The organism is Sulfurovum sp. TSL6, from assembly GCF_019972115.1.
In the GTDB taxonomy this organism is placed as follows: domain Bacteria; phylum Campylobacterota; class Campylobacteria; order Campylobacterales; family Sulfurovaceae; genus Sulfurovum.
On the sequence record NZ_BPFJ01000003.1, the window covers coordinates 356,218 to 382,124 of the forward strand.

25 protein-coding genes are annotated in these 25,907 nt (G+C 39.3%); 13 read left to right on the plus strand and 12 right to left on the minus strand.

Going from position 1 to position 25,907, the window contains the following annotated elements; genetic code table 11:
- Positions 1-411: 411 nt before the first annotated feature.
- A complete protein-coding gene (locus LDM93_RS10755) occupies positions 412-1,500 on the plus strand; it encodes a glycoside hydrolase family 3 protein (protein ID WP_223892405.1) in 1,089 nt (362 codons plus the stop codon).
- 3 nt (positions 1,501-1,503) lie between these two features.
- Here LDM93_RS10755 and ruvX read toward each other — a convergent pair whose 3' ends face one another.
- Positions 1,504-1,890 (minus strand): Holliday junction resolvase RuvX, encoded by a 387-nt coding sequence (ruvX, locus tag LDM93_RS10760; RefSeq protein WP_223892406.1) that lies wholly within the window; start codon positions 1,888-1,890, stop codon positions 1,504-1,506.
- A 205-nt stretch (positions 1,891-2,095) separates the two neighbouring features.
- Here ruvX and LDM93_RS10765 point away from each other — a divergent pair, with 205 nt between their 5' ends.
- Positions 2,096-4,243 (plus strand): response regulator, encoded by a 2,148-nt coding sequence (locus LDM93_RS10765; protein WP_223892407.1) that lies wholly within the window; start codon positions 2,096-2,098, stop codon positions 4,241-4,243.
- Positions 4,244-4,257: 14 nt separating this feature from the next.
- On the opposite strand, the gene LDM93_RS10770 is transcribed toward LDM93_RS10765, so the two are convergent.
- From LDM93_RS10770 to hemW, 6 genes are read right to left on the minus strand one after another with little or no spacing between them, the layout of a single operon-like run.
- A complete protein-coding gene (locus LDM93_RS10770) occupies positions 4,258-5,109 on the minus strand; it encodes an NlpC/P60 family protein (RefSeq protein ID WP_223892408.1) in 852 nt (283 codons plus the stop codon).
- A gap of 46 nt (positions 5,110-5,155) precedes the next feature.
- The gene (locus LDM93_RS10775) at positions 5,156-5,788 is read right to left on the minus strand and encodes a C40 family peptidase (protein WP_223892409.1); all 633 of its coding nucleotides are present in this window, start codon (positions 5,786-5,788) and stop codon (positions 5,156-5,158) included.
- A gap of 12 nt (positions 5,789-5,800) precedes the next feature.
- Positions 5,801-6,838 (minus strand): tRNA preQ1(34) S-adenosylmethionine ribosyltransferase-isomerase QueA, encoded by a 1,038-nt coding sequence (gene queA, locus LDM93_RS10780; protein ID WP_223892410.1) that lies wholly within the window; start codon positions 6,836-6,838, stop codon positions 5,801-5,803.
- An 8-nt stretch (positions 6,839-6,846) separates the two neighbouring features.
- A complete protein-coding gene (tatC, locus tag LDM93_RS10785) occupies positions 6,847-7,644 on the minus strand; it encodes a twin-arginine translocase subunit TatC (RefSeq protein WP_223892411.1) in 798 nt (265 codons plus the stop codon).
- Positions 7,644-8,117, minus strand: a complete 474-nt coding sequence (gene tatB, locus LDM93_RS10790) for a Sec-independent protein translocase protein TatB (RefSeq protein ID WP_223892412.1) — start codon at positions 8,115-8,117, stop codon at positions 7,644-7,646. Before tatB ends, tatC begins: the two co-directional genes overlap by 1 nt.
- A 37-nt stretch (positions 8,118-8,154) precedes the next feature.
- Positions 8,155-9,210 carry a radical SAM family heme chaperone HemW gene (gene hemW, locus LDM93_RS10795; protein ID WP_223892413.1) on the minus strand — a complete coding sequence of 352 codons (1,056 nt, stop codon included), beginning with the start codon at positions 9,208-9,210 and terminating at the stop codon, positions 8,155-8,157.
- A 237-nt stretch (positions 9,211-9,447) separates the two neighbouring features.
- On the opposite strand from hemW, the gene LDM93_RS10800 reads away from it, so the two are divergent.
- From LDM93_RS10800 to LDM93_RS10840, 9 genes are read left to right on the plus strand one after another with little or no spacing between them, the layout of a single operon-like run.
- Positions 9,448-9,921, plus strand: coding sequence for an RNA pyrophosphohydrolase (locus LDM93_RS10800; RefSeq protein ID WP_223892515.1), 474 nt, complete (start codon positions 9,448-9,450; stop codon positions 9,919-9,921).
- Entirely contained in the window at positions 9,922-11,127 is a 1,206-nt protein-coding gene (locus tag LDM93_RS10805) for an aspartate kinase (RefSeq protein WP_223892414.1), read from the plus strand.
- Between the two features lie 4 nt (positions 11,128-11,131).
- Positions 11,132-11,680, plus strand: a complete 549-nt coding sequence (locus LDM93_RS10810) for a HobA family DNA replication regulator (RefSeq protein WP_223892415.1) — start codon at positions 11,132-11,134, stop codon at positions 11,678-11,680.
- Positions 11,677-12,291, plus strand: a complete 615-nt coding sequence (locus tag LDM93_RS10815; RefSeq protein ID WP_223892416.1) for a DNA polymerase III subunit delta' — start codon at positions 11,677-11,679, stop codon at positions 12,289-12,291. The genes LDM93_RS10810 and LDM93_RS10815 overlap by 4 nt, the downstream gene beginning before the upstream one ends.
- A gap of 28 nt (positions 12,292-12,319) precedes the next feature.
- A complete protein-coding gene (folP, locus tag LDM93_RS10820) occupies positions 12,320-13,459 on the plus strand; it encodes a dihydropteroate synthase (RefSeq protein ID WP_223892417.1) in 1,140 nt (379 codons plus the stop codon).
- A gap of 34 nt (positions 13,460-13,493) precedes the next feature.
- Positions 13,494-14,111, plus strand: a complete 618-nt coding sequence (locus LDM93_RS10825; protein WP_223892418.1) for a vancomycin high temperature exclusion protein — start codon at positions 13,494-13,496, stop codon at positions 14,109-14,111.
- Positions 14,108-16,054, plus strand: coding sequence for an NAD-dependent DNA ligase LigA (ligA, locus tag LDM93_RS10830; protein WP_223892419.1), 1,947 nt, complete (start codon positions 14,108-14,110; stop codon positions 16,052-16,054). Before LDM93_RS10825 ends, ligA begins: the two co-directional genes overlap by 4 nt.
- Positions 16,051-16,770 (plus strand): TlyA family RNA methyltransferase, encoded by a 720-nt coding sequence (locus tag LDM93_RS10835; RefSeq protein ID WP_223892420.1) that lies wholly within the window; start codon positions 16,051-16,053, stop codon positions 16,768-16,770. The genes ligA and LDM93_RS10835 overlap by 4 nt, the downstream gene beginning before the upstream one ends.
- Positions 16,771-16,772: 2 nt before the next feature.
- Positions 16,773-17,579, plus strand: coding sequence for a bifunctional riboflavin kinase/FAD synthetase (locus LDM93_RS10840; RefSeq protein WP_223892421.1), 807 nt, complete (start codon positions 16,773-16,775; stop codon positions 17,577-17,579).
- 26 nt (positions 17,580-17,605) lie between these two features.
- Here the strand turns inward: LDM93_RS10840 and LDM93_RS10845 are convergent, their stop codons facing one another.
- Positions 17,606-19,450: a diguanylate cyclase domain-containing protein gene (locus tag LDM93_RS10845; protein WP_223892422.1), complete on the minus strand. Its 1,845-nt coding sequence runs from the start codon at positions 19,448-19,450 to the stop codon at positions 17,606-17,608.
- Positions 19,451-19,596: 146 nt separating this feature from the next.
- Here LDM93_RS10845 and cmoA point away from each other — a divergent pair, with 146 nt between their 5' ends.
- On the plus strand, positions 19,597-20,304 hold the full coding sequence (gene cmoA, locus LDM93_RS10850; RefSeq protein WP_223892516.1) for a carboxy-S-adenosyl-L-methionine synthase CmoA: 708 nt from the start codon (positions 19,597-19,599) through the stop codon (positions 20,302-20,304).
- Positions 20,305-20,422: 118 nt separating this feature from the next.
- Positions 20,423-21,769 (plus strand): class II 3-deoxy-7-phosphoheptulonate synthase, encoded by a 1,347-nt coding sequence (locus LDM93_RS10855; RefSeq protein ID WP_223892423.1) that lies wholly within the window; start codon positions 20,423-20,425, stop codon positions 21,767-21,769.
- Between the two features lies 1 nt (position 21,770).
- On the opposite strand, the gene LDM93_RS10860 is transcribed toward LDM93_RS10855, so the two are convergent.
- The 4 genes from LDM93_RS10860 to LDM93_RS10875 all read right to left on the minus strand — a co-directional run bounded on the left by LDM93_RS10860 (position 21,771) and on the right by LDM93_RS10875 (position 25,901).
- The gene (locus LDM93_RS10860) at positions 21,771-22,961 is read right to left on the minus strand and encodes an ArsS family sensor histidine kinase (RefSeq protein WP_223892424.1); all 1,191 of its coding nucleotides are present in this window, start codon (positions 22,959-22,961) and stop codon (positions 21,771-21,773) included.
- Positions 22,958-23,611 carry a response regulator transcription factor gene (locus tag LDM93_RS10865; protein WP_223892425.1) on the minus strand — a complete coding sequence of 218 codons (654 nt, stop codon included), beginning with the start codon at positions 23,609-23,611 and terminating at the stop codon, positions 22,958-22,960. The genes LDM93_RS10860 and LDM93_RS10865 overlap by 4 nt, the downstream gene beginning before the upstream one ends.
- A 69-nt stretch (positions 23,612-23,680) precedes the next feature.
- Positions 23,681-24,475, minus strand: a complete 795-nt coding sequence (locus LDM93_RS10870) for a shikimate dehydrogenase (RefSeq protein ID WP_223892426.1) — start codon at positions 24,473-24,475, stop codon at positions 23,681-23,683.
- A 19-nt stretch (positions 24,476-24,494) separates the two neighbouring features.
- Positions 24,495-25,901, minus strand: coding sequence for an anthranilate synthase component I family protein (locus tag LDM93_RS10875; protein WP_223892427.1), 1,407 nt, complete (start codon positions 25,899-25,901; stop codon positions 24,495-24,497).
- Positions 25,902-25,907: the final 6 nt, after the last annotated feature.

Below are 25,907 nucleotides of genomic sequence, written 5' to 3' on the forward strand. Positions count from 1 at the left end.
TGGTTCGATTTTATGTAAAAGTTTTTTTCAAAGAGCATCATAGAATCTAAAAGGGGAGGGAAAAATGATATTAAAATAGACCTTACAAATAATAGGGGGGAGAGAGGTCTATTTCTATATGATGCTCTTGTAAAAATATTATAATAGTATAAGGTTAACTGAACACTAATAGAAGATTGTATTATAAATAAAAGCGGTAAAAAATGGATCAAGTACTTTTCTAAGAGCATCTTTGGGACAAAGGAGAAAATGTTTTTAAAAGGAGTCCTAAAATACTTTATAAAAGGGAGGGGGAAGATTTTAGGTGTCCCTCGATGCTCTTGTAAGTGTAGTGTATTATATGAAGGTTAACCGTATGCAAATAAAGAGTAGTTACACTATAATAGTGGGACTATATGAAGGAAGTTTTTTATGATAAAAAAAGTTTTATTATCGGTTATGCTTGCATTAATGTCACTATCGGCGCAGGAATTTGCACTGGAAAAAAGAATAGGCCAAATGCTTATGGTCGGTTTTCATGGTACACATGCATCAAAAGAGAGTCAAATATGTAAAGATATACAACAATATAATCTTGGTGCGGTCATTTTATTTGACTATAACCCTGTGGATAAAAATAAGCCAAAGAATATTGCCACAAAAAAACAATTAGCAAGTCTGACCAAAGAACTGCAGGCATGCAGCAGTGATGGAAAATTACTCATTGCTGTAGATCAAGAAGGTGGAAAGGTGCAGAGACTGAAAAGCAAATACGGTTTTTACGGTAATTTTCCTAAAGCTTCTGATGTGATCAGAATGGATCAAAGTACAATAAAAGAAACCTATACAAAAATGAGTGAGGAACTTAGCAGTGTAGGGATCAATTACGATCTTGCACCTGTAGTGGATCTGGATATCAACAGGAAAAACCATGTCATTCATGGCTTAGGACGTTCCTTTGGTAAGGATCCCAAAGTGGTAGCAGCGTATGCCTCTACATTTATCGATGCCATGCACAGCAATGGGGTCCTTACCTCAATCAAGCATTTTCCCGGACATGGTTCTTCGGTGGGTGATACACATAAAGGTTTTGTGGATATTACGAACCTTTGGCAAGAACTTGAATTAGAACCTTATAGACTTTTAAAAGACAAGGCAGACACCGTCATGGTTGCCCATGTCTTTAACCAAAAAATAGATCCCAAATACCCCGCAAGTCTCTCTTACGAGACGATCACAAAGCTGTTACGTTGGAAACTGGGCTATCATGGTGTGGTGATCACGGATGACCTTCAAATGGGTGCGATCAGCCAAAAGTATGGGTTAAGAAATACACTAAAGTTAGCGATCAATGCAGGAGATGACATCTTGCTGATAGGGAACCAGCTTGATCCTAAAAAAACGGTCAGTACAAAAAAACTGGTAGACACTATCATGTTATTGATTCAAAGCGGAGAGGTGACAGAGGAGAGTATCAACAAAGCATACAAGAGAATTCAGGGATTAAAGAAGAAACTCTGATTTTTACGCTCCAAGCCATCGTTCCAAGATGATCTTTGCAGCAATGGAGTCAAGTTTACCATCTTTTTTGTGTTTAAACTGGCCCATCGTAAGTTCTTTGGCTTCAATACTTGAACTCTGTTCATCCTGATAGGCTACTTCGATGTCCAGGTCAAGCAGTGAAACAAAATGCTTGATACGCCTTTCCATCTCTTCAGAACTCTCAGCATCTTTTGGCAGACCTACAATCAGTTTGTCTATCTCCCACTCCTCCAAAAAAGTCTTGACATCTCTTGCAGCCTGGTTACGGTTTTTTCGCAGGATAGCATTTTGAGGTATGACGATACTGCCATCGAGACAGATCGCTACACCTATACGTTTAAGTCCTACATCTATACTGGCTAATTTCATAGTCAAATTGTACCCAAACTTTCATCATCTTTCATTATCTGTTTGGTATGGCGCATGTAGGAAAACAATGATATATTGTTTAGGGTAGACCTAAAATAAAATATTATACTTCTAAATAAGTGAAAAAATAAAATCCTTCGATAAAATTATAGTAGGGAAATGTCAGCATGAAGAATATTCAATTATGAAAATAAGGTAATATCGTATGCATTTGAATAAAATAAGTATGGCCATTGTAGGCTTAAGCAGTATGGGGTATGCACAGATAGACCAAGGTGCAGGATTGGAAAGTTTCTGGCTATGGGTTGCTCTCTTCGCTTTGGGAATAGTGGGTATAGCTATATTATTTGTTACATCTTATCAAACACAGAAGTTGAAACAGTTACACAAGTCTATGTTCGAGAAACAGTTAGAGATGGAAAGAAATCAAAATCTCTTACTTGCCAATATGAGTGAAAATATTCATAATGTCGCGAAAGAAACACTTGAAGAAAGCTATCAACTCTCTAAAATATCCGAAAATAAAGATACCGTCTTAGGCAACGCTGAAAATAGACTTTTAGATGTTACCCATGATCTTTTGGATTTTCTTAGGTTAAAATCAAAACAAATTGAGATCGTTAATGAAGAGTTTAATATTAATAACGTATTGAATGAAGTGTCAGGATCTATATGCTCACAATTTTTGGGGGCTAAGGTCGAACTTATTTTTGATATACATAAAAATGTTCCACGGCACTTAGTGGGAGACTCTTTGCATCTAGGACAAACACTCAAAAGTCTACTTGAATACCTCATGGGACAAATGGATCTAGATGAAGTGAAATTAGAAGTTTCTATGTTTGATTCATTTGAAGAACAAGTGGAGTTACAGTTCCAATTCTCTGATAAAGGAAGAGGGATTGATCCTAAAATATTGGAAAATCTATTTGTACCTTATTATGATGTCGATACAGGCAAATATGTAGGTTTAGGTCTTTTTGTCGCCCATGCATTGGTTGATATGATGAAGGGAAAACTCACAGTAGAGAGTATAGAAGAAAAAGGGAGTACATTTACGCTGACCCTGCCTTTTGATATTGTAAATAAGTCGGATCAGAGAAGGTACCGATTGCCTGAGAAAACATTGATAGAGAAAAAGGTATTTATAGTTGACAGTAATTATAATTCAGCTCTGGCTGTCAAAAGAATGTTTGCCTATTTCAGACATGATGTGACGGTGCTTTCTGAAAAAGAATTCATGAAAACTATGCCAAACTTAACCTCTTTTGATATCGTTATTTTAGATGAACGTTTCTTCGATATTAGATTGATCGAGTACCTCAATAACATCAAGATGGACAAAGAGCTGAAAGTGATCGCCCTCAATTCATTGCTAGAGTCCAATCAAAACAGTGTTGAGGATGAAGTGATCGATGCCCATCTCTTTAAGCCGCTCAATCAAGAACGTGTCTTTGAAATGATTGTGAACATGTATGATATCAAAGTACCTGTATATGAAGAAGAACAGAAAGATGAAACGAAACAGGCACAAACCTACAGAAAAGATTTGATTGAAACAAAAGGTGTCACACAACACTCTTTTAAAGATTTTTCCGGGAAAAATATTCTGATAGTAGAAGACAATCTCATTAACCAAAAAGTACTGCTTAACTTGTTGCATCTTTCTGAAATGAATATCAGTGTTGCAAATAATGGACAAGAGGCTGTTGATATGGTGAAACAGAGCGAGATTCCATTTGACCTGGTACTTATGGATATCAATATGCCGATCATGGATGGCTTTGCAGCCACACAAACGATACGTCTTGACAGTCAGTATGATGCTATGCCTATCGTTGCATTTACGGCATTGGTCTTGGACAGCGAAATAGAAAAGATGTTCAACTGTGGTATCAATGCATTTTTATCAAAACCGCTCAATATAGGTAAACTCTATACAGCATTTTCTCTATACTTTGAGGATATGGTATCTGAGAAGAAAGAAGTTGAACCCCAAGAGAAAATCAGCTATCAAGGGATCAATATTAATGAGGGTATCACGCATGCCAATAACAGTGAAGCACTCTATCGTGAAATATTAAAAGAGTTTATTACCGCCTATGGTACAAGTGATGAGATCTTTGCTAAACTGATAAAAGAACACCGATATGAACAGGTAAAGATGTTATGTGTAGATATGAGAGGATTAACAGGCGCTATTGGTGCAGAGGATATGCATGCTTTGATCAATGATATACTGCATCAGATCCTCTACAAGAAATATGAATTACTTCCTAATTATGATGAGAAGTATAAATCCGGGATACAAACATTAAATCGTTCCATCGAGAAGTATATTGCAGCAGCATGATCGCTGCTTTTCCATTAACGGACCTCTGCAATAAAAGCATTTTTTTGGATCTGTTTTTTGATATTTCCTAAAAGTGCGACCGCATCAGATCTTTTTCTGTAGGGTCCTATAAGGAGTTTCGAGATCTGTTTGCCATTGATAGGAAATTCAATGAGTTTATAGTGATACCCGGCTCTTGTAATTTGATCAAGCAAAGCATCCTGTGGTTTTCCACTAAAGGAACCTACCTGTACATAAAAGTTCCCTAAGCCATGTTTTTTCGTTACTTTAGGCAAAGTAGTGATAGGGGAGACTTTGGCTTTTACCGCTTTTTTTGTTTTCCATGGTTTTGCCTCATCCATAGCAATTCTTTCTTTTTCTTCAGGTAAATATCTACGACAGATACGCAGTCTTTTTTTATAATAGGGAGAAGTGTTCAGGTTAGAATAGACGATCTCATATTCGGTGGCACTTGCATGGGTAAACCAACCGTTTCCCAGATACATACCTACATGGGTGATCTTACCTTTGGGGTTTTTGTCCGTGTCAAAGAAGATGAGATCACCATAGACCAACTCATCCATCTTGATCACCTTTCCTTTTTTAGCCTGTTCTCTGGCAACACGAGGTATCTCTATACCCATACTTCCGTACAGATAGTAGGTAAACCCGGAGCAGTCAAACTGATTGGGTCCTTCCTCCGCCCACACATAAGGCCTTCCCTGGAGTTGTTTCACCATTTTGGCAAGACTCTTTTTACTGGGTTCGTACTTTATCATAGGTTTGTTAATCGCATAATTGGGGTTTTTAGGATGAGGATCAGGTTTACAAGCATTAAGCAGCAATAAGAGTGTAAATGTGAGGGAGAGAGGGGTGATTTTTTTCATAGTTTTATTATAGATGAATGTATTTAAATCCACTTGAATGAATTCTTTAGCTTGGCACAGCTTTTTTAGGCAGCTTCATGCCTGGCTGCCATGGTGTCGTATAGCGTGAACTTGTAATTTCCATCTTTTTCAAAGGGAGATCACAATTCATATATTTTGCACGTTCATCTTCACTCAAATACCGTTTACACACTTTCATACGTTTGACGTAGATGGGTTCTTTTTCAAAGTGACTGACTGTGACCTTTCTCTCTTTGCTGCTGGCATGTGCGAACCATCCATCACCAAGATAGATACCTACATGATTGATCGTTTTACTTCTTTTGTTTGGAGGACCAAAGAAGATGAGATCGCCGTAATGTAAGTTTTGAAACTTCACATGTTTACCCATTTTTGCCTGTTCCCTTGCTACACGAGGGATATCTATCCCCATTGAGCCATAGATATTATAGGTGAGCCCGGAACAATCAAAGGCATAAGGCCCTTCTTCTGCCCAGACGTAAGGTTTACCAAGATAAGCGTAGAGCAGCTCTTGAATGTTATTCCTGTTGGGACTACAGGTTTTTTCAGGTTTGATGATTTCATAATTTGGGTAGATGTAGGGTTTTTTCTGTGCACACCCGCTGAAAAGAAATAGAGTTGAAATGAAGAGTAAAATATATTTCCATCTAACTTTCATAGGCGCACCTTTCTATAGTATTAACATCGCATCCCCATAGGAGAAAAATCTATACTTTTTCTCTATGGCCTCTTTATACAAGTCTAACGTTTTTTTTCTTCCGATAAAAGAAGAGACAAGCATGATCAGTGTGCTTTTGGGTAAATGAAAATTGGTGAGTAGATATGTGACTCTTTGGGGTGGATTGGAAGGATTTAAGAAGAGGTCACACTCTCCGTGTGTTTTTTTGGTTCGAGCATAATACTCTATCGTTCTAGTTACTGTTGTTCCTATGGCTAATACGGGGGTGTCACTGTCTAACACTTTAGCAGATGCGTCAGGGATCTCAAAATATTCAGAGTGCATAGGATGGTCCAGTATCTCTTCAGCTTCGACAGGTTTAAAGGTTCCCGCTCCCACATGGAGTGTGATTTTATGTGTCTTGTGTCTCTTTTCTAAGGCTGCGAAAAGTTCAGGGGTAAAATGAAGCGAGGCTGTAGGGGCAGCAACAGCACCTGCATTTTTGGCAAAGAGTGTTTGATAGTCTGTCTCATCTTCTTGATTATCTTCTCTTTGCATATACGGCGGCAAAGGGATGTGTCCTATCTTGTCTAAAATCAAGACGAGTTCTTCAAAGCGAATCTCTTTGCCATGATGTGAAAAGGTCACGATACGTGAACCGTCATCATTAAATCCGGTCACGGTAGCCACAAGTGCATCATCAAATAGTAGTTCCGTGCCTATCTTGACCTTACCTCTTATGAGTACAAGATAATGGTGTGCATCAAGGGGTTTGTTAAAGAGAAGCTCTACTTTGCCTCCACCCTGATTGTTGACAGACTTTTTATGACCAAAGATTCGTGCTTTGATGACACGTGTATCATTGAGAAAGACATCACACGCTTGAGGTAGAAACTCTAGTAAATGTTTAAAAGTGGTATGGGTTACTGTATCTGTCTTTCTGTCATAGACCAGAAGTTTTGCATGGTCCCTGGGCTGAACTGGTGTTGTAGCTATGAACCCTTCGGGGAGTTCATAGTCATAATTTTTTGTTAGCAGTTCTTCATTCATAGAAAGGATTATGTATGACTTTGAACAGTTTCTTCATCTGCTTCGTCTGTCTCTTCTTCATCCTCATCTTCAATGTGCGGATTTACCACACGCACGATGAGTATAGAGACACCATAGAGGAGTACAAGCGGTGCAGCCATAAGAAGTTGAGTCAGTACATCAGGCGGGGTAAGCAGTGCAGCTACGACAAAGATGATCAGTACAGCATATTTAAAAAAGTCTTTGAGTGTTTTGTCTGTGACAAGGCCAAGAAGGGCTAAAAAATAGGCAAATACCGGTAGTTCAAATGCGATACCAAATCCCATCATGATCTTTGTAAAAAAACCGACATAGTCTTCGATATTGATCAACGGTGTATAAAGGAATGAACCAAAGGTAATGAGGAACTGAAACCCAAATGGCGTCACGACATAGTAGGCAAACAGTACACCTACCAAGAACATGATCGAACCGCCTATGACAAAAGGAAGTACCATTTTTTTCTCATTACTGTAGAGACCAGGTGCGACAAAAAGCCAGATCTGATAAAGCATGAACGGCAGTGCACCTAGTAGTCCTGCAAAAAAGGAAACTTTCAGTGCTACAAAAAATGCACCACCCACCTGGTGGGTTGTAACCATACCGTCAGCAGCCTTTTTTGAAAGGTGTGCCACTTGTTCCAAAGCTTCATTCAAAGGTGCTGTTATCCACGCCAATATCGCTTCATGAAATACAAATGCAATGATAAATGCAATAAATACCGAGAGTACAGAGAGTCCGAGTCTTTTTCGTAGTTCAACAAGGTGGGGTCTTAGTTCACTAAACATTATGCGTCACCTTCAGATTTGTCTGTTGTTTCATCGGTCGCTTCTTTTTTCTTTTGTTTTTTTGGCTTTTTAAATGTTACCGTGTCATTTTTTGCCTCAACCTGTGTGGCAACGGTTTTGTCTTCTGATGACTCTTTCTCTGACTCAGACCCATTTTCATGATCATCTTTCGCGATCGCTTTAGGAGACGCTGTTGAGATCTCCTCATCAAACTCATCAAAATCTATGTTTTTAAAATTCTTAAGTTCGCTTGTTGCCTCATCAAGTTGTTTTCTATAACTCAGTGCTTCTTCTTTAAGGTCTGCGATTTTCATCTCTTCTTCAAGAGAACTTTTTGCTTCACCCACAGTCTTTTTTACACCTTTGATAAATTTAGCGATCTCTATCATCGCTTGAGGCAGTTTATCTGGCCCCAAAAAGAGTATCGCAACAATAGAAATGAGAAGTAACTCGGTAAAGCCGATGCCAAACATAATATACCTTGTAATTTAATTGCTGTATTTTATCAAATTATCCTAAAATGTAGAGTGCGAGTTCATCACTCAGGAAGAAATTCTTATTATAGTAATGCGTAGCATCGCAAAGTAGTTTCTTTTTTTCACAAAGGATATTCGCTTTTTTGATCATTGCTTCTGAAAGAAGAGATTTTTCTACACCTATATTGCTACGTAAGCCTAAAAAGATCTTTTCTGTCAGCAGTTCATCCGGTGTAAGTGCTTCTTCTGTGATATTAAGCGGATCTGCAACATAGGATTCGATATCAGTTTGAGGGTAGTAACGTCTGTTTTTTAAAAATCCTACGGCACCGGCTCCTGCACCTATATAGTTCTTAAGTTCCCAATACCCTTTATTGTGTTTGCTTTGATAGGTACCGAAGTTTGAGATCTCATAGGCCTTGAAGCCTCGTTTTTCTATCTCATCAGTGACAAAAAAAGCAAGATCTTCATCTTCTTGCCTCACCTCGGGAGTAGCCGAAAATTTTGTACCGACCTCTATGGTGAGTTCATAGGCAGATATATGGTCAATAGGTAGAGAGAAGGCTTCACTTATGTCATGTAAAAGCAGTTCTTTTGTGTCACCTTGGTAGTTGTATATCAAATCTAACGAAAGATGCGCAAATCCCAATTCTTTGGCAGTGTGTATGGCTTCTTTGGCTTGTTGTGGATTATGTGCCCGGTTCAGTGCTTTGAGTTTTTGTGCATTAAAGCTTTGTACCCCAAAACTGACACGGTTCACACCAAGCTTTTTCATACCCTCAAGCCACGCTTTGCTGGCAGAATTCGGGTTTGCTTCTGTGGTGATCTCCGCATTCTTTTTCAGGTAGGGATGAAGCAGCTCAAAAATGGGAGCATAGAGTTCAGGGTCTACCGTTGACGGTGTACCTCCACCTATAAAAAGTGTTTCTATACTTTGGGGTGTAACATCAAAACGTTGTAGTTCAAAAGCGAGTTGCCGATAGAGGGCTTTCATATATTTAGATTGGGTTTCAAACTTGTCGACATAGGTGTTAAAGCTACAGTAGTGACACTTTGAATCACAGTAGGGGATATGAAGATAAATTAGCAAATAGTTTTCTCACTTTTCAAATGTTTGTAACCGCAGTTTAGATAAAATCATATCAGAAAATTAGGAATGTATCGATAAACTTTAGCAGATTTAGAGTAAAAATACAGTTTGGTGCTGATTATCAAAAGAGATAAGTCTCTTTAGCTTTCTTTGAATGAAGAAAGTACAGTACTAACGTGATAAAGAATATTAGCTTTGTTGCGTCCTATTTAATTAGACAATGAAATGAGTAAAAGTATGCAAAAGAAAAAGAGCTATAGGCCCAATGTTGCAGCTGTAATACTCTCTTCAAAATATCCGGACAAGTGTGAGTTTTTTGTAGCACATCGAAGTGATATCAAGAATGCATGGCAATTTCCTCAAGGAGGTATCGATGAAGGTGAAACACCTCGAGATGCATTAAAAAGGGAATTGTTGGAAGAGATAGGCTGTGATCATGTAGAAGTACTGGGAGAGTTCCCGGAATGGATCACGTATGATTTTCCCAAAACATCACGAGGGAAAACATACCCTTTTGACGGGCAGACACAAAAATATTTTTTGGTACGCCTTAAAGAGAGTGCAACCATCAATCTGCAGGCATATGATATTCCTGAGTTTGAAGAGTATGAGTTTGTAGAGTATGAACAGTTATTTAAAAAGGTGACCTACTTTAAACGTAAAGTCTATCGTAGAGTGATCGATTATTTTATAGAAGAGGGTTTGATATAGATGTTAGTTGTACATAAATATGGTGGTACAAGCGTTGGAGATTTGGATCGTATTGAAAATGTGGCCAACCGTGTAGCAAAAGCAAAAGAAGCTGGTAATGACATTGTAGTCGTTGTCTCAGCAATGAGCGGAGAAACCAATAAACTCATAGGCTATGCAGAGCATTTTACGAAGAATCCTGCAAAAAAAGAGATGGATATGCTGCTTAGTTCTGGAGAACGCGTGACGGCTGCACTTCTTTCTATCGCTTTGCAGTCAAAAGGCTATGATGCAGTAGCCATGACCGGACGTCAAGCGGGTATCGTAACAGATAATACACATACTTATGCACGTATCGAGTCCATAGACCCAACTGCTATGCACGATGCGATAGGTGAGGGTAAGATCGTTATCGTCGCAGGTTTTCAGGGGATCAACAAAGACGGGTCAGTCACGACACTGGGACGTGGTGGTTCGGACCTTTCTGCTGTTGCTTTAGCAGGGGCATTGAAAGCAGACCAGTGTGAGATCTATTCAGATGTGGATGGTATCTACACGACAGATCCACGCATCGAACCCAATGCAAAGAAGCTTGACACGATCTCTTATGATGAGATGTTGGAGCTTTCGTCACTGGGTGCGAAGGTCTTACAGAACCGTTCAGTAGAATTGGCAAAAAAACTTAATGTAAAACTATACGCTAAAAGTAGTTTTAGCGACAATGAAGGTACGCTTATCACAAAGGAGAGCAATAGTATGGAAGAAGTATTAGTAAGTGGTGTTGTCCTTGACAGAAACCAAGCAAGAGTGACACTTAGAGGTGTTGCAGACAGACCGGGGATCGCAGCAGAGATATTTACAATGCTGGCAGAGGCGAACATTAATGTAGATATGATCATTCAGAATATGGGTACTGACGGTTCAACAAATCTTGGATTTACCGTACCGCAGAGTGAACATGAAAATGCCAAAAAACTGATGGAAAGTTTTGATCATGATATCCAGGGTATGGATTTTGATGAGCATGTATGTAAAGTTTCTGTTGTAGGAGTAGGTATGAAATCTCACTCAGGTGTGGCGGCTACAGCATTTACAGTACTTGCCCAAAGTAATATCAACATACAGATGATATCTACATCAGAGATAAAGGTCTCTATGGTGATAGATGAGAAGTATGGTGAGCTTGCCATACGTGCACTTCACGAAGCGTATGAGTTAGATAAGTAGCGCAATGCAGCAGCTTTTAAAGTGGACACTGGAGACCATTCGTGAAGAAGAGTCCTCTTTTTCATGGATGGAAGAGTACCGTTATGAGTGGGCACCTTTAGCTAAAAGTGCTGTCTCTCAAAGTATTGAAGGGAAAACAGCTCTGATACTCACGGATGAATCCCATGAGTGGTTTTCTCAATATATTTTAAACCATATCAATGATCTGAAAAAAAACAGACCACTGCTTCCTTTTTATGCTTTGTCAGACTGTTTCCCGCATCTTCACTCTATGAAATCCACACAAGATCTGCAACTTCTTGAAGATATGCTGGATATCTCTTATCCCAACGGTTATTATATTTGGTATATCGGTAAGGGAGATCACCCTTACACAAAACTCGCCTATAGAAATGAAAACAGCTTTTTATGGGTGATGGATGAAGAGGTCCAGGACAGTTTTGCCTTCCGCAGTTCGGATGCCTTACTGGATATTAAACTTTTACAGCTCTTCAAGCTGTTTGACAACACGCTCTCAGCAGCACTTTTCGGGGACTTAGACTTAGAGTCATGAGATTAGTTAGCCAAGTGATCATCAGCAGCGATATCGATGACACAGTGATCCAGCTTGAAGGGTTACAACAAAGTGAACGTCTTGTAAAGATCATCAAAGAAGATACTTTTTTAGTGGAAGATGCAAAACTGGCGATAGAAAAAGCTCACATGGCCAGTGAAGAGACCACCGTCATCATCATTGCAGCGAAAACATTCTCTCCTGTGGTACAAAATAAACTTTTAAAAGTGATAGAAGAACCACCGCCCAAAAAAGAGTTTATTCTGATCACACCCAGTAAAGCAACGATCCTAGATACGATTCGTTCACGTTTGCCTATCATGGTACTGTCACAGGATAAAGAAGAAGAAAAACTGGCGTTGGACTTAGGTCAACTCTCTTTGGCTACAGTCTATGATTTTGTTCAAACCCATAAACGTACGGATGCCAAAGCGATGAAAGTGCTTGTTGAGCAGATCAGCAAAGAAGCTATATACTCACAAGGTTATAATTTAGATGAGAAGACCCTCACACTCTTTTCCAATGCTTTTATTGCTTTGGATGTAGGGTCACCACCACCGTTTGTACTCAATACCCTTCTTTTGAAACTTCTGGCTAGAAAAAAACGGTAAAATATACGTATAGACTATAGGGGACGCTATGAAAATCTATCAACTTGGACATATCACAGATAAAAAAGCGGCCCTTAAAGCACTGGATGTAGAGAGTGGCGGTGTGGGTATCATGGCAAAGAAGATGGAACTTCTCTACTTCTTCATCAAAGATCTTAAAACACCCGCAGCAAACATACTTAAACAAGATGCTCTCAGTATAGGTGCTGAACTTGCTGTACCCAGTGGCGTGATACTTTGTGAAAGACCTACCTATGACTGTATTCTTATGGGAACGAGAAAACACATGGAACTCCTCTCTAAAAAAGAGTTGGCACAGCCTTTTGGACTCAAAACAGTCGCTACTGAACTGAAGAAATTTCTCTCTATCAAAAACTATCCTACTCAGATCATGGGTGTGATCAATGCGAACGATGACAGTTTTTTTTCCGGAAGCAGATTTAAGGATGAGGATGCCATCACCCAGATCAACACCATGATAGAGAGTGGTGCAAGTATCATAGATATTGGTGCGGTGTCATCCCGTCCGGGTGCAGATGAGGTAAGTGTAGAAGAGGAGTTGGCACGTATCAAACCTATTTGTGACATCATACAGTCTGAAAAACTGTATGAAAAAGCTGTTTTTTCTGTAGATACTTATACCCCGGATGTTGCAGAGTATGCACTTAAGAGCGGATTTACCCTCATCAATGACATTACAGGGGCAAGTCATGAAGCAATCATAAAACTTGCAGTGAAGTATGAAGCCAAGCTCTGTATTATGCATATGAAGGGTACACCCAAAACCATGCAAAAAGACCCAACCTACGAGGATGTGATGGTGGAGGTCAGCGACTTTTTTGAAGCGCGCATCGCCAAATGTGAAGCTTTGGGATTGCGTAGAGAAAATATTATTTTAGATGTAGGGATAGGTTTTGGTAAAACCTTGGAACATAATCTGACCCTGATCAGGAACATGGCACATTTTAAAGTCTTTGGCTGTGAACTGCTGGTGGGTGCAAGCAGAAAATCGATGATACATAAGATCATTCCTGCTACAACAGAAGAACGTTTACCTGGAACATTGGCCATCCATCTTAAAGCTGTTGAGAACGGGGCTTCGATCGTACGTTGTCATGATGTCGCTGAGCATCAACAGGCTTTAACAGTTTTGAGAGCGGTGCTGTAAGATTGTGGTACGTATACTAAAGTGGATTTTTGTCATGGTGCTGGCCACAGTGATAACCCTCATTGTGATAGATATCTCTATCTCAAAACAGGCAGAATCGGCTCTTTATAATAGTATCAACAAAGTCCCAGTAAAAAAAGCTGCTTTGGTATTAGGTACAGCCAAATATATGATAGGTGGAGGGAAAAACTACTTTTATACCTATCGTATTCGTGCCGCAGCCAATCTCTTTAAGGCAGGAAAAGTAAAGGCCATAGTGGTTTCCGGGGATCACAGTACAAAGTATTATAATGAGACAAGCAAGATGCAAAACGATTTGATAAAAGCAGGGGTTCCAAGCCAGTATATCACCCTGGATCCTTTAGGTATCAGAACACTGGATTCTGTGGTGAGAGCTGAAGCGATTTTTGACCTAAAAGACTATATAATCGTTTCTCAGAAATTTCATCTTGAAAGAGCGTTGTTTCTAGCCAAAGCCAAAGGACAAAAAGTTATAGGGTTTACGGCAAAAGATATCCCTGGTACGGCTGCAGCCTATAGAATGAAAGCCAGAGAGTATTTAGCCAGGGCGAAAGCTTTTTTGGATGTGTATATTTTGCATACGACCCCGAAGTTTCATGGAAAAAAAAAGAAAGTTAACTATAAAAAATGACAAACGAACAATATCAAGAAAAGATCCAACTTCTTAAAAAGTGGGCACATGCCTACTATGTTGAAGATAACCCTGTTGCTACGGATGATGAGTATGACAGGCTTTACCATGAAGTGTTAGACTATGAAATAGAGAACCCCTCAAATGTTGCAGAGGATTCTCCTACGAAGCGTGTCGGGGGCGTGGTACGTGGTGAGTTTTCCAAAGCGAAGCATATCAAACGTATGTGGAGTATGGAAGATGTATTTAACACGGATGAAGTGCAGGAGTGGCTGGACAGAACGGTTAAAAATGTAGGTGAATGCGTTTACTTCTGTGAGCCTAAGTTTGATGGTGCAAGCATGAACTTACTGTATGAAAATGGTAAGTTGGTCCGTGCGATCACACGTGGTGATGGTGTGATCGGTGAAGAAGTGACAGATAATGTACGGACCATCCGTTCTGTACCTTTAACCATTGACTATAAGGGTCAGATAGAGATACGCGGTGAAGTGGTCATTCGTAAAGATGATTTTGAGATCATCAACAAAGAGAGACTTGAAAAAGGTGAACAGGTTTTTGCAAACCCACGAAATGCTGCAGCAGGAAGCCTCAGACAGCTGGACTCTTCTGTTACCGCAAAACGAAGATTGGTATTTTACCCTTGGGGTTTGGGTGAAAACAGTTTAACACAGACAAAACTCTCCCAAAAGATGGACTTTGTGTATACTCTGGGTTTTTTAGAGCCTCCGCATGTACAAGAGTGTCATAACATCGAAGAGATAGAAGCATTTTACCAAGATCTTATTGCTCTGCGTCATGAGATACCTATGATGATGGACGGTATGGTCATCAAGGTAGACGAGGTAAGCAAACAGGAAGATCTGGGCTATACGGTCAAGGTACCCAAATGGATGTGTGCTTACAAGTTTCCTGCTGTAGAGAAAGTGACCAAGGTCAATGACATTACGCTTCAGGTAGGAAGAACGGGTGTGATCACCCCTGTAGCGGAGGTGGAACCTGTAGAAGTAGATGGTGCCATCATCAGCCGTGCCACCCTGCATAATTTCGATGAGATAGAACGTAAGGGGTTAATGATCGGGGATAGCATCATACTGATACGCTCTGGGGATGTGATCCCTAAGATCACTAAGGTGTTGGATGATAGACGAGACGGATCAGAGAGAGCGATCGCACGACCGACAGCCTGCCCGACCTGTCAAAGTGAATTACTCGATGAAGGGACACTGATAAAGTGCCAAAACCTCGATTGTCCGGACAGAGTCGTGAACTCCATCATTCACTTTGCTAAAAAAGGATGTATGAATATAGACGGACTTGGATCCAAGATCGTTGAGATACTGGTCAAAGAGCATAAAATAGAAGATATCTTAGGACTCTACCATTTGAAGTTTGAAGATTTGGAAGGCATGGAAGGTTTTAAAGAGAAGCGTATACAAAATCTTCTTGATGCCATTGCTCATACAAAAGGAGCACCTCTTTATAGGCTACTTTCTGCCATGGGTATAGAACATATCGGGGAAGTGGCCAGTAAGTCATTGGCTTTAGAATTTGGCTTAGGTGTTGTAGATGCTACATTTGAAGAAGTTGTAGCTTTGGATGGTATAGGTGAGGAGATGGCAAATTCTCTACTGGAATTTATGCGTGTGAACCATGATTTTGTTTTAAAACTTTTTGATGTGATCCAACCTCAAGTAGAAGAGAAAGTCGAAGCAGAAGAAAATCCTTTTAAAAACAAAACAGTGGTACTGACCGGGTCTATGTCTGTAAGTCGTGGAGTCGTCAAAGAGATGCTTGAAAAACTGGGTGCAAAAGTCAGTGGTTCTGTGAGTAAAAAGACAGACTATGTTGTCTATGGTGACGATGCAGGATCCAAGTTGACCAAGGCTGAGAGTCTGGGTGTGAAGACACTGAGAGAAGAGGAAATGAGGAAAATGTTATGAGACTGGATAAATACCTGGTAGAAGAGGGTTACTTTGAAAGTCGTAACCGTGCAAATGATGCGATAAAGGCCGGGCAGGTTCTTGTAGATGGAAAGAAGGCCAAGGCTTCGGCTAAAATAGATGAAAACAGTATAGTCGAAGTAGAAGATACGAAGTTTTATGTGAGCCGTGCAGCCCGTAAGTTAGAGAACTTTTTGGCTGAGCATCCTATAGACTTCAAAGGAAAAAAAGCGTTAGACATAGGTTCCAGTACGGGTGGATTTGCTCAGATCGTGCTTGAAAACGGTGTGGCAAGCCTCTCCTGTGTGGATGTAGGCAAAGACCAACTGCATGTATCACTGCGTAATAATGAAAAACTGTCACTTTATGAAGAGACAGACATACGTGAATTCCAAAGTGATGATGCTTTTGAATTGATCACCTGTGATGTTTCATTTATCTCTATAGTGCAGATCATAGAGGATATAGACAGACTGAGCCAAAACGGTACAGATATCGTTATACTCTACAAACCGCAGTTTGAAGTGGGTAAAGATGTGAAGCGTGATAGCAGAGGTGTCGTACAGGATCTTGATGCAATAGCCAGACGAAAAGAAGAGTTTGAAGCAAAAGCTGTAAAACTGGGATGGGAACTTGACTACCAGGCACTCTCACAGGTCCAGGGTAAAGAGGGTAACCAAGAGTATCTTTATCATTTTGTAAAGAGGGAGAAGTAGCCTTGTCATTTCGTAATCAGATCAAGCGGATCGCCATAGGTTCATTTGACGGTATACATCTTGGACATCAGGCGCTTATAGATAAAGTGGATGCATTGGTGATCATAGAAAGAAATAGCGGCTATTTGACACCTGGGTATAAACGTTCTCTCTTTACCTCTAAAGTCTGCTGCTTTTACCATTTTGATAAAATAAAATCGCTGACACCTGAAGCGTTTGTACATAAACTTGAAGTTGATTTTCCTGCACTTGAAACGATCGTTGTGGGGTATGATTTCCATTTTGGTAAAAATAAAGCAGGGAATGCGATGATGATGAAAACCCTATCTAATAAACACATAGACATCGTTGATCAGGTAACGCTTGGGGAGACACCCGTCCACTCTCGTATCATTAAAACGTATTTGCGTGAGGGGAAAATCGAACCGGTAAATAGATTACTGGGTAGAACGTATTACATTCAAGGTACGGTGGTACAAGGACAGGGATTGGGTAAAAAAGAGTTGGTTCCAACGATCAATTTAAATGTAAAAGAGTATCAACTCCCATTGGAAGGTGTGTATACGACACGTACACGCATTGATGGTCAATGGTTAGGCTCTGTGAGCTTTTTAGGACACCGCGGCACAACAGATGACTCTTATGCGGTAGAGACACATATTTTAGATCAAGAGATCGGTGAAGTCAGTGGAGAAATCATGTTGGAATTTGTAGACTTCATTCGTATCAACCAAAAGTTTGATAGTTTAGATACCCTAAGAGAACAAATTCACGCTGATATAGCTATAGCAAAAAAGAGATTATCATAAAGAGGATATTCCTCGTTTAAACTATGTTACGTAGAATATTGTATGTCTGCCTCACCTATCTCTTTGTATTTTTTTAGACAATATAAATCAGGATTAGACTGAGAATACTCTATACGATTTTTACCACCATTTTTTGCTCTGTACATGGCTGTATCTGCAGATTTGATCAAGGCTTCTGATGTTACACCGTCATCGGGATAGATCGAAGCACCGATACTCATACCTATAGTGATCGCATTACCATCGATAACACAAGGTGTATGGGTAAGTTCATTGATCCTACGTAAAATGTCGTTAAGATACTCAAAACTGTTCAACTCTTCAACAAGGATCACAAATTCATCACCACCAAAACGACATACGGTATCCTCTTTTCTTAAGATCCCTTGAAGAGCACTTCCTACTCTTTTGAGTATCTCATCACCTGTGGTGTGGCCATAGGTATCATTGATCGGTTTAAAATTGTCCAAGTCACAAAATATGAGACTGATACATTTATTGAACCTGTCTGCATGGTTGATCGCGTGTTCCAATCTATCGTCGAATAAAAGTCGATTGGAAAGACCGGTAAGGGGATCATGTGTGGCTAAGTAAGCCTGGTCATGCGCATCTTTTCGTTGGTGAGTTACATCTGAAAAGATACCGATAAAATTTTCGATTCCACCTTGAGCATTTTTGATCGTATTGATACTGAGCCATTCAATATAAATTTCACCATTTTTTTTACGATTGGTGATCTCTCCTTGCCAATATCCATTCTTGGATAATTGATGCCATATTTTTTGGTAAAAGTGTTTATCATGTTTTCCGGATTTTAGGATTTTAGGATCTTTACCTATCACATTCTCCAGTGAATAGCCTGTAATATCAAGAAATGCATCATTGACATGAAGAATACGGTTACGTCTATCTGTGATCAAAACACCATCCATGGTATGCTCATAGACCGCTGAAGACATTTCAAGTGATTGTAGGTTGTTTCTGTTATTGATAGCAGCACCGATGATGGATGCAGCTGTACTGAGCATTTCGACATTGGTAGATTCGAGTGTTTGTTTGTGTTCATCTCCGATACCAAGAAATCCCCACCATTTATCCTGTACAAAGATAGGCAATATCAGTAAAGAATTGATTTTAAAGAGGTCTAAGAGTTTCTTTTTTGACTTATCATAATCCTCTCTACTTCCATTGATAGGCAAGTTTTTCTCTAGTTGGTTTTTCCATCGCATAAAATAGTGTTTACGGTAGTGGATACGTTTTTTAGTTTTTGCTTCTGGATTATCATTGATATATAAAAGTTTTTGCGCTGAGAGATTATCATTCTCTTGCTCATTTTGGTATATAAATATAGATGACATGTCAGAAGCCTGTTTAAGGTTCTGCATCTCTTGTTTGAGCGCATTCATCCAGTCTGATTGCTGTAAAAAGTTATGGGACATTTCATTGATGGCATGAAGTATATTCTGCTGTCTTTGAATTTCCCTGTTACTATGTCTTTTCTCTATCACATCAGCATAAAGGTTCTGTATCGTCTTTGAAAAACTTTTAGATGCAAATGGTTTTGAAAGAAATTGATTCACTCCAAGCTCAATCGCTTTAAGGAGAATATCACGTCTTTCAAAGTCTGTAAAAATGGCTATCTTTACATTTTCATCTGTTTTTCTTATCTTCTCAACCATTTCCAGACCATTCATACGCGGCATATTGATATCAGAGAGGATGATATCTGGATGCCAGGTTTGATAAAGCTCAAGCCCCTCTACACCATCAGATGCTGTAAGGATGTGGTCTGTATATGTATATAACATATGGTTAAGTATTGAAGTGGTAGTTTTGTCATCATCTACGATAAGTATAGTTAATTTTTCCATATTTTTAATTCTAATCCCTTACTACAATTCTAATCTAAAAAACTTTGACTTTGATGAAAAAACATGAAATAAGCAAATTTAACGCTTCAACTGATTTAGTAGACTCTTTTAATATAATGATAAAAATAAAATCTAAAGAAAAAATGATGCAAGATAAAGTGTTTAATAAGCCTATAGAAAAAAAGTTTGAATTTGATGAAGCAGTCGCTTCAGTTTTCGATGATATGTTAAGCCGTTCGGTACCTTTTTATGATGAGGTTCGGAAGTTGATCATCTCTTTGATACTTTCAGAACAGAAAGAGGGGTTAAAAGTGCTTGATCTTGGTTCTTCTACGGCAAAGTTCTTACTCGATCTTCACGGTAAAATGGATGTTAAAATGCAACTCAAAGGTTTGGATAATTCACAAGCGATGCTAGACAGGGCAGAGCAAAAATGTCAGGCTTTCGGTGCAGACATAGCGTTGGAATTGGCTGACATGTTGACGTATCACTACCAAAAAGAAGATATCATTGTGGCAAACTATACTTTACAGTTCATCCGGCCTATGCAGCGTGTTGAACTTGTAAAGAAGCTTTATGAAGGATTAAATGAGGATGGTATGTTCATTTTTTCTGAGAAAGTGGTCTTTGAAGATAAAAAGCTTGACAAGGAGCTCATAGATATTTATTATGACTATAAAAAAGAGCAGGGATACAGTGAATATGAGATTGCACAAAAGCGTGAAGCGTTGGAAAATGTACTGATTCCTTTTACCATTAAAGAGAATATACAGATGTGTAGAGATGCAGGATTTAAGAGTGTTGAAACTGTATTTCAATGGGCGAACTTTGTAACCTTTGTTGTGAAAAAGTAAATCTTATTCTAATCATAAAGTGAAGTTATTCACCCCTCTTTCACCCCTGTGAATAACTTGATTCCTTTTTTTCATTTTTTTTAGCTATAATCATCCAATTTATTTTTAAGGATATACTATGAGTTGGACACCGAGCAGTTGGAGAAATTTTCCCATAAAGCAACAACCAATATATCAAGACCAAGAACTTCTTAAAAAAGTAGAAGAAGAATTAAGATCTTACCCGCCACTTATTTTTGCTGGTGAAGCAAGAGACTTGAAAGAGAAGCTTGCAAAAGCAGGGCGTGGAGAAGCATTTTTACTCCAAGGTGGAGATTGTGCAGAGAGTTTTTCTGACTTTAATGCAAAAAATATAAAAAACCTTTTTAGACTAATGCTTCAGATGAACATGGTTTTGATGTATGGTACTGGTAAACCAGTAGTAAAAGTAGGTCGTATTGCAGGACAGTTTGCAAAACCGAGATCGTCTGATTTTGAAGAGATCGATGGCGTACGTCTTCCAAGTTATCGTGGTGATATTATTAATAGTATCGAGTTCACTGAAGCGGCAAGAGAACCAAATCCTAAAAATATGCTCAAAGCCTATAATCAGTCTGCGGCCACTGAGAATCTTTTACGTGCATTTTCGAGAGGTGGTTTGGCGGATCTTAATAAAGTACATCAATGGAACCTTGAGTTTATTAAAGACAATCCGCTTGGAAAGCGTTATGATGCACTGAGTACTAAAATTGACCATGCGATGAAGTTTATGGCAGCATGTGGACTTAACAGTGACAGTATGCCACAATTACACCAAACAACACTGTATACCTCGCATGAAGCACTGCTTCTAAACTATGAAGAGGCATTAACCAGAAAAGACACTGAGACTGGTGAATGGTATGACTGTTCAGCGCATATGTTATGGATAGGTGATAGAACAAGAGATCTCAATGAAGCACATATTGAGTACTTTAGAGGGATCAAAAACCCTATTGGCTGTAAAGTCGGTCCAACGATGGAAGAGGATGAACTTATCGAGCTTATCGATGCATTGAACCCGGATAACGAAGAGGGAAGATTGAACCTTATCGTTCGTATGGGTGCTAGTAAGATCAGAGAGTATTTCCCTAAACTTCTTAAGCGTGTAAGAGATGAAGGAAAAAATGTTGTATGGTCTTGTGACCCTATGCATGGAAATGTTGAAAAGAGTTCAACTGGATTTAAAACCAGAGATTTTGATAACATTCTCTCAGAAGTGGAACAGTTTGTTGCTATTCATAAAGAAATGGGTACTGTCGCTGCAGGTATCCATTTAGAGATGACAGGAAACGATGTTACTGAGTGTACGGGTAGTACATCTTGTGCCATTACTGCTGAGGGTCTTGCAAGTCGTTACCATACACAATGTGACCCTAGGCTTAACGCATCTCAAGCCTTAGAGCTTGCATTTATGCTTTCAGATACAGATGAAGAATCTGAATGATCTATACCAGTGTGAAGATATTTTCTCCATCTTCATGCTGATAGTGTAACTCCATTTGATGAATATCTAAAATACTCTTTACAATATACAGCCCTAAACCTAAACCTTTTTTCGAGGCATGGAAAGGTTTAAAATAATTTTCTAATGGCTCTGGTAATGCTTCGCCTTTATTGATGACTTTCAGGGTATTGCCATCGATCACCACGGTAATATGTTTATCGGTACTGTACTTTATACCGTTATCAAGCAGATTCTTTATCACGAGAGTGAAAAGTTCAAAATCAACAGAGACACTATAATCTTTTTCAATTTTTGTTGTGATAAGACGTTTTGGTTTCTCTATCATGAGCATATCTTCACTGGCTTCGAGCAAGTCACTCATCTTGTAAGTTTTGATCGTCAGTTCAAAGTTTTTAGAAGTGATCTGCTCAATCTTTGCAAATTCATCTATAAGAAGATTGAGTCTCTCAAAGATACTATGCATACGGGCTTTATTTTTTTCATCCTCAAGCATTTCACTGACAAGACGCCCTTTGGCTATAGGTGTTTTAAGCTCGTGCATGATGGCACGTAAAAAGAGTTGACGAGAGTGCAGAAGTTCACGTATCATGGTGACGGCATGATCAAACTCATTTGCCACTTCGGCTATCTCATCTTCTTTATCACTTTTACACTCTATATCCAGGTTACCTTTAGAGAAGGTTTTGATCTGGCTTTTTAATGCAGAAAGCGGTTGTAGACTTTTCATAATCCATAGATACAAAAAGATGATGAGGAGAAAAACAGTGGAGAAGATAAGTACACGTTTAATCGGGAACTGTGGTTTGTTCTTGTTTTCAAGTATGAGTTTAAATCGATCATTGTTAATAATAATAATACGCTTTAAACGAAAGGTGTCTACCGCATAACGTTTAAGTTCCCCCTTCTCTTTGAAAAAGCGTTCTATCTGAACGACCATGCCTTTATCGGTAATGAGTGAAACATTTTGTGCCTCAAGATAGGCTTCATCGATCTTTCCGTATTTTAAATAATAGGTATAGAGATAGTGGGAAATGGCTTGTTCTTGCGCAATATTTCTTTCTTCTATCATTGCATGATCATATTTGATAGAAAATATAAAGAGTGCACCCAGTAAAAGCAGTGTAACAGAAAATACAACCCTTATTTTACTACGCAATGAAGTGATGATCATACGAGTTTATATCCTACACCACGCACGGCCTGTATACGTTTATTATCACCCAGTTTGGTACGTATCTTTGAGATGATCACATCCAAACTTTTCCCTTGTGAATCCATACTCATAGTTCTGGAAGTATTAATGATCTGTTCACGTGATTGTGTAATGCCCTGATGTTTTACTAGCAAAGAGAGGACTTCAAATTCCGCAGGTGTTAAAGAGAGTGCTTCTCCTTTAAAATAGATCGTGTCCCCTTTCAGTTCAAAATCACTCTTAGGTGTGACCAGTTTGTTATTCTCTGATTTAGAGTAACGTCTAAGCAGTGAGGTAATACGTGCATACATCTCTTTGGGATCATAGGGTTTAGGCAGGTAGTCATCTGCACCTAGTGCAAAACCTTCCACTTTATCATTGATGTCGGAACGTGCGGATGAGATAATAATAGGAATATCATACTTCTCCACGACCTCTTTACATACTTCCAGGCCATCCATACCCGGAAGGGTAAGATCCAATATGAGAAGATCATATTTTTTCACACCGGCACTCAGTCCAAGATAGGGGTCTTCATAGTTCGTGACTTTGATGTCATATTGTGCAAGATACTCAGTGAGAAGTTCTGCAAACTCTGTATCATCCTCGATCATTAAAATATTTATCATGCTTACCTCATAGTGTGTCTGTATATTCTCATTTTAATGACTAAAGGTTAATTGAAGTCAAATGGAATGCTATAGTATAAATGCTTTTTGCATATACGGTTTGATCTCCTCAAAGCTAAAAGCTTGCTCTGTAAAATACTCAAACGCGATGATGCCTTGATAGAGCAGCATATCAGATCCATCTTTTGTCGGTTTCTTGTATTTTCTTGCAAGTTTTAAAAAGGGTGTCTCTTTTCCATAGATGACATCTACACAGGCCTTTGCCGTAGGTATGACTTTTCCCAGTATTTCAGATGGTGCAGGGAGTGAATCATCTTCCAGACCGGCAGAAGTCATATTGATCACCAAATCATAGGGCTTTGGATCAAAGTCATCGAAGGTATATGTTTCAAATCCATGGTCCTTGAAGTAAGTGAGTCTACCTCCACTACGATTCAGGATAGTTACATCATAGTCTGCTTCTTTGAGGATGATCGAAGTAGATTTTGCTGTACCCCCAGCACCTAAGAAAAGTACGGTTTTGACATTCTCAAATTCTGAAATGGCTTTTAAAAAACCTGGTGCATCTGTATTGTATCCATAGAGTTTTCCCTCTTTTTCAACGATCGTATTCACCGCACCCACTTTTTGGGCAAAAGGATCCAAGACATCACAGGCAGCATACGCATGCTCTTTGTGAGGGACGGTAATGTTGATACCTTTGAGGCCAAGTGAAAAAAAGGTCTCCTTGAGCTTACTTCCTTCTTCAAGCAAATAGCGTGCATAACATCCGTCAAAACGCAATCCCTGAAAAGAGAGGTTGTGCATCAGTGGGGATTTGGAGTGAGAAACAGGATTTCCAAAGATGGCAAAGAGCTGTTTCATAGGAATAATGGACCCATCTTTAAAGTGTCTCCATTTCTTTCAGTGTGGAGAGAAGAGCCCCTAGCTTGTTTTTCACTTCCAGGTACTCTAATTCCGGTTTTGAATCAGCAACCACACCGGCACCAGCCTGCAGTGTAATACTGTCTGGCTTAATCAGTGAAGTACGTATGGCAATGGCTGAATCCATGTTCCCATCAAAAGAGAAGTATCCTACAGACCCAGAGTAGAAACCACGTTTTAAACCTTCATATTGTGCGATGAGCTTCATGGCTTCTATTTTGGGAGCACCTGTCATGGTTCCTGCAGTAAAAGTAGCGGCAAAGAGGTCAAACATATCTTTATCCTCTTGTAACATCGCTTCAACATCCGATACCATATGCATCACATGAGAGTATTTTTCAACGCGCATCATATCGGTGACTTTTACTGTACCTGTCTGTGCCACACGACCCACATCATTTCGCCCCAAGTCTATAAGCATTAGGTGCTCTGCACACTCCTTAGGATCGTTCAACATTTCAAGTTCCAACTCTTTGTCTCGTGCTTTATTTTTACCCCGTTTACGTGTACCTGCGATAGGACGTAGAAGTATCTCACCTTCTGTCAGACGTACCATCACTTCTGGGGAAGAACCGCAGATAGAGAAATCTTCATAGTCCAGTAAGAAAAGATAAGGTGAAGGGTTCTTAGAGCGCAGTACCCTGTAAAAACTCAATGGATCGATCTTCCCTTTTTGTGTATATCTGTTGGCTAAAAGTATTTGGAAAATATCTCCGGAACGTATGTTCTCTTTAGACTCCACAACCAGTTCTTTAAAACGTTCTTCATCTATACTGAAACTGCCTTCACCTTCAAGCTCTACTGCTTTAAGAGGCATTGGGGTACATGAGTTTTTTAAGATAGCTTCAATAGCACTCATGCCCTCTTCCATAGAGTCATCATTTAATATCATTGTGAGTTTCGCACTCTTGTGTGAGTAGGCAATGATGATCTTTGGGCGTACCAGGTCAAGGTCAGGGGTATCAAGTGGATCAAGTAGATCATCCATGCTCTCTTCCAGTACAGGTTCAAACACTTTGACCATATCATAGGCGATAAAACCTATAAATCCATCTACAAAAGAGAAGCCAAGTTCTAAAGCTTTTTCTTTATAGGCCGTTTGGTCAACACCCTTATAGTATGTTTTTAAAAAAGTGAAGGGGTCTTCTTTTAACGTTTTTTTATGACCGCTTTTGTCGGTATAGGTGGTTGTTTTATTTTTATAGCTGAGGCGTTCTTGTGCACCTACCGTTATAAAAGAGAAGTTACCATCACTGGTATTGACAACACTCTCAAAAAGCATGGTGACTTCATTGGGAAAAATTTCTTTTATTTTTCCATAGAGTGCAACAGGGGTGAGTTGATCAAAAAGTATTGTTTTATGCATTGTTAT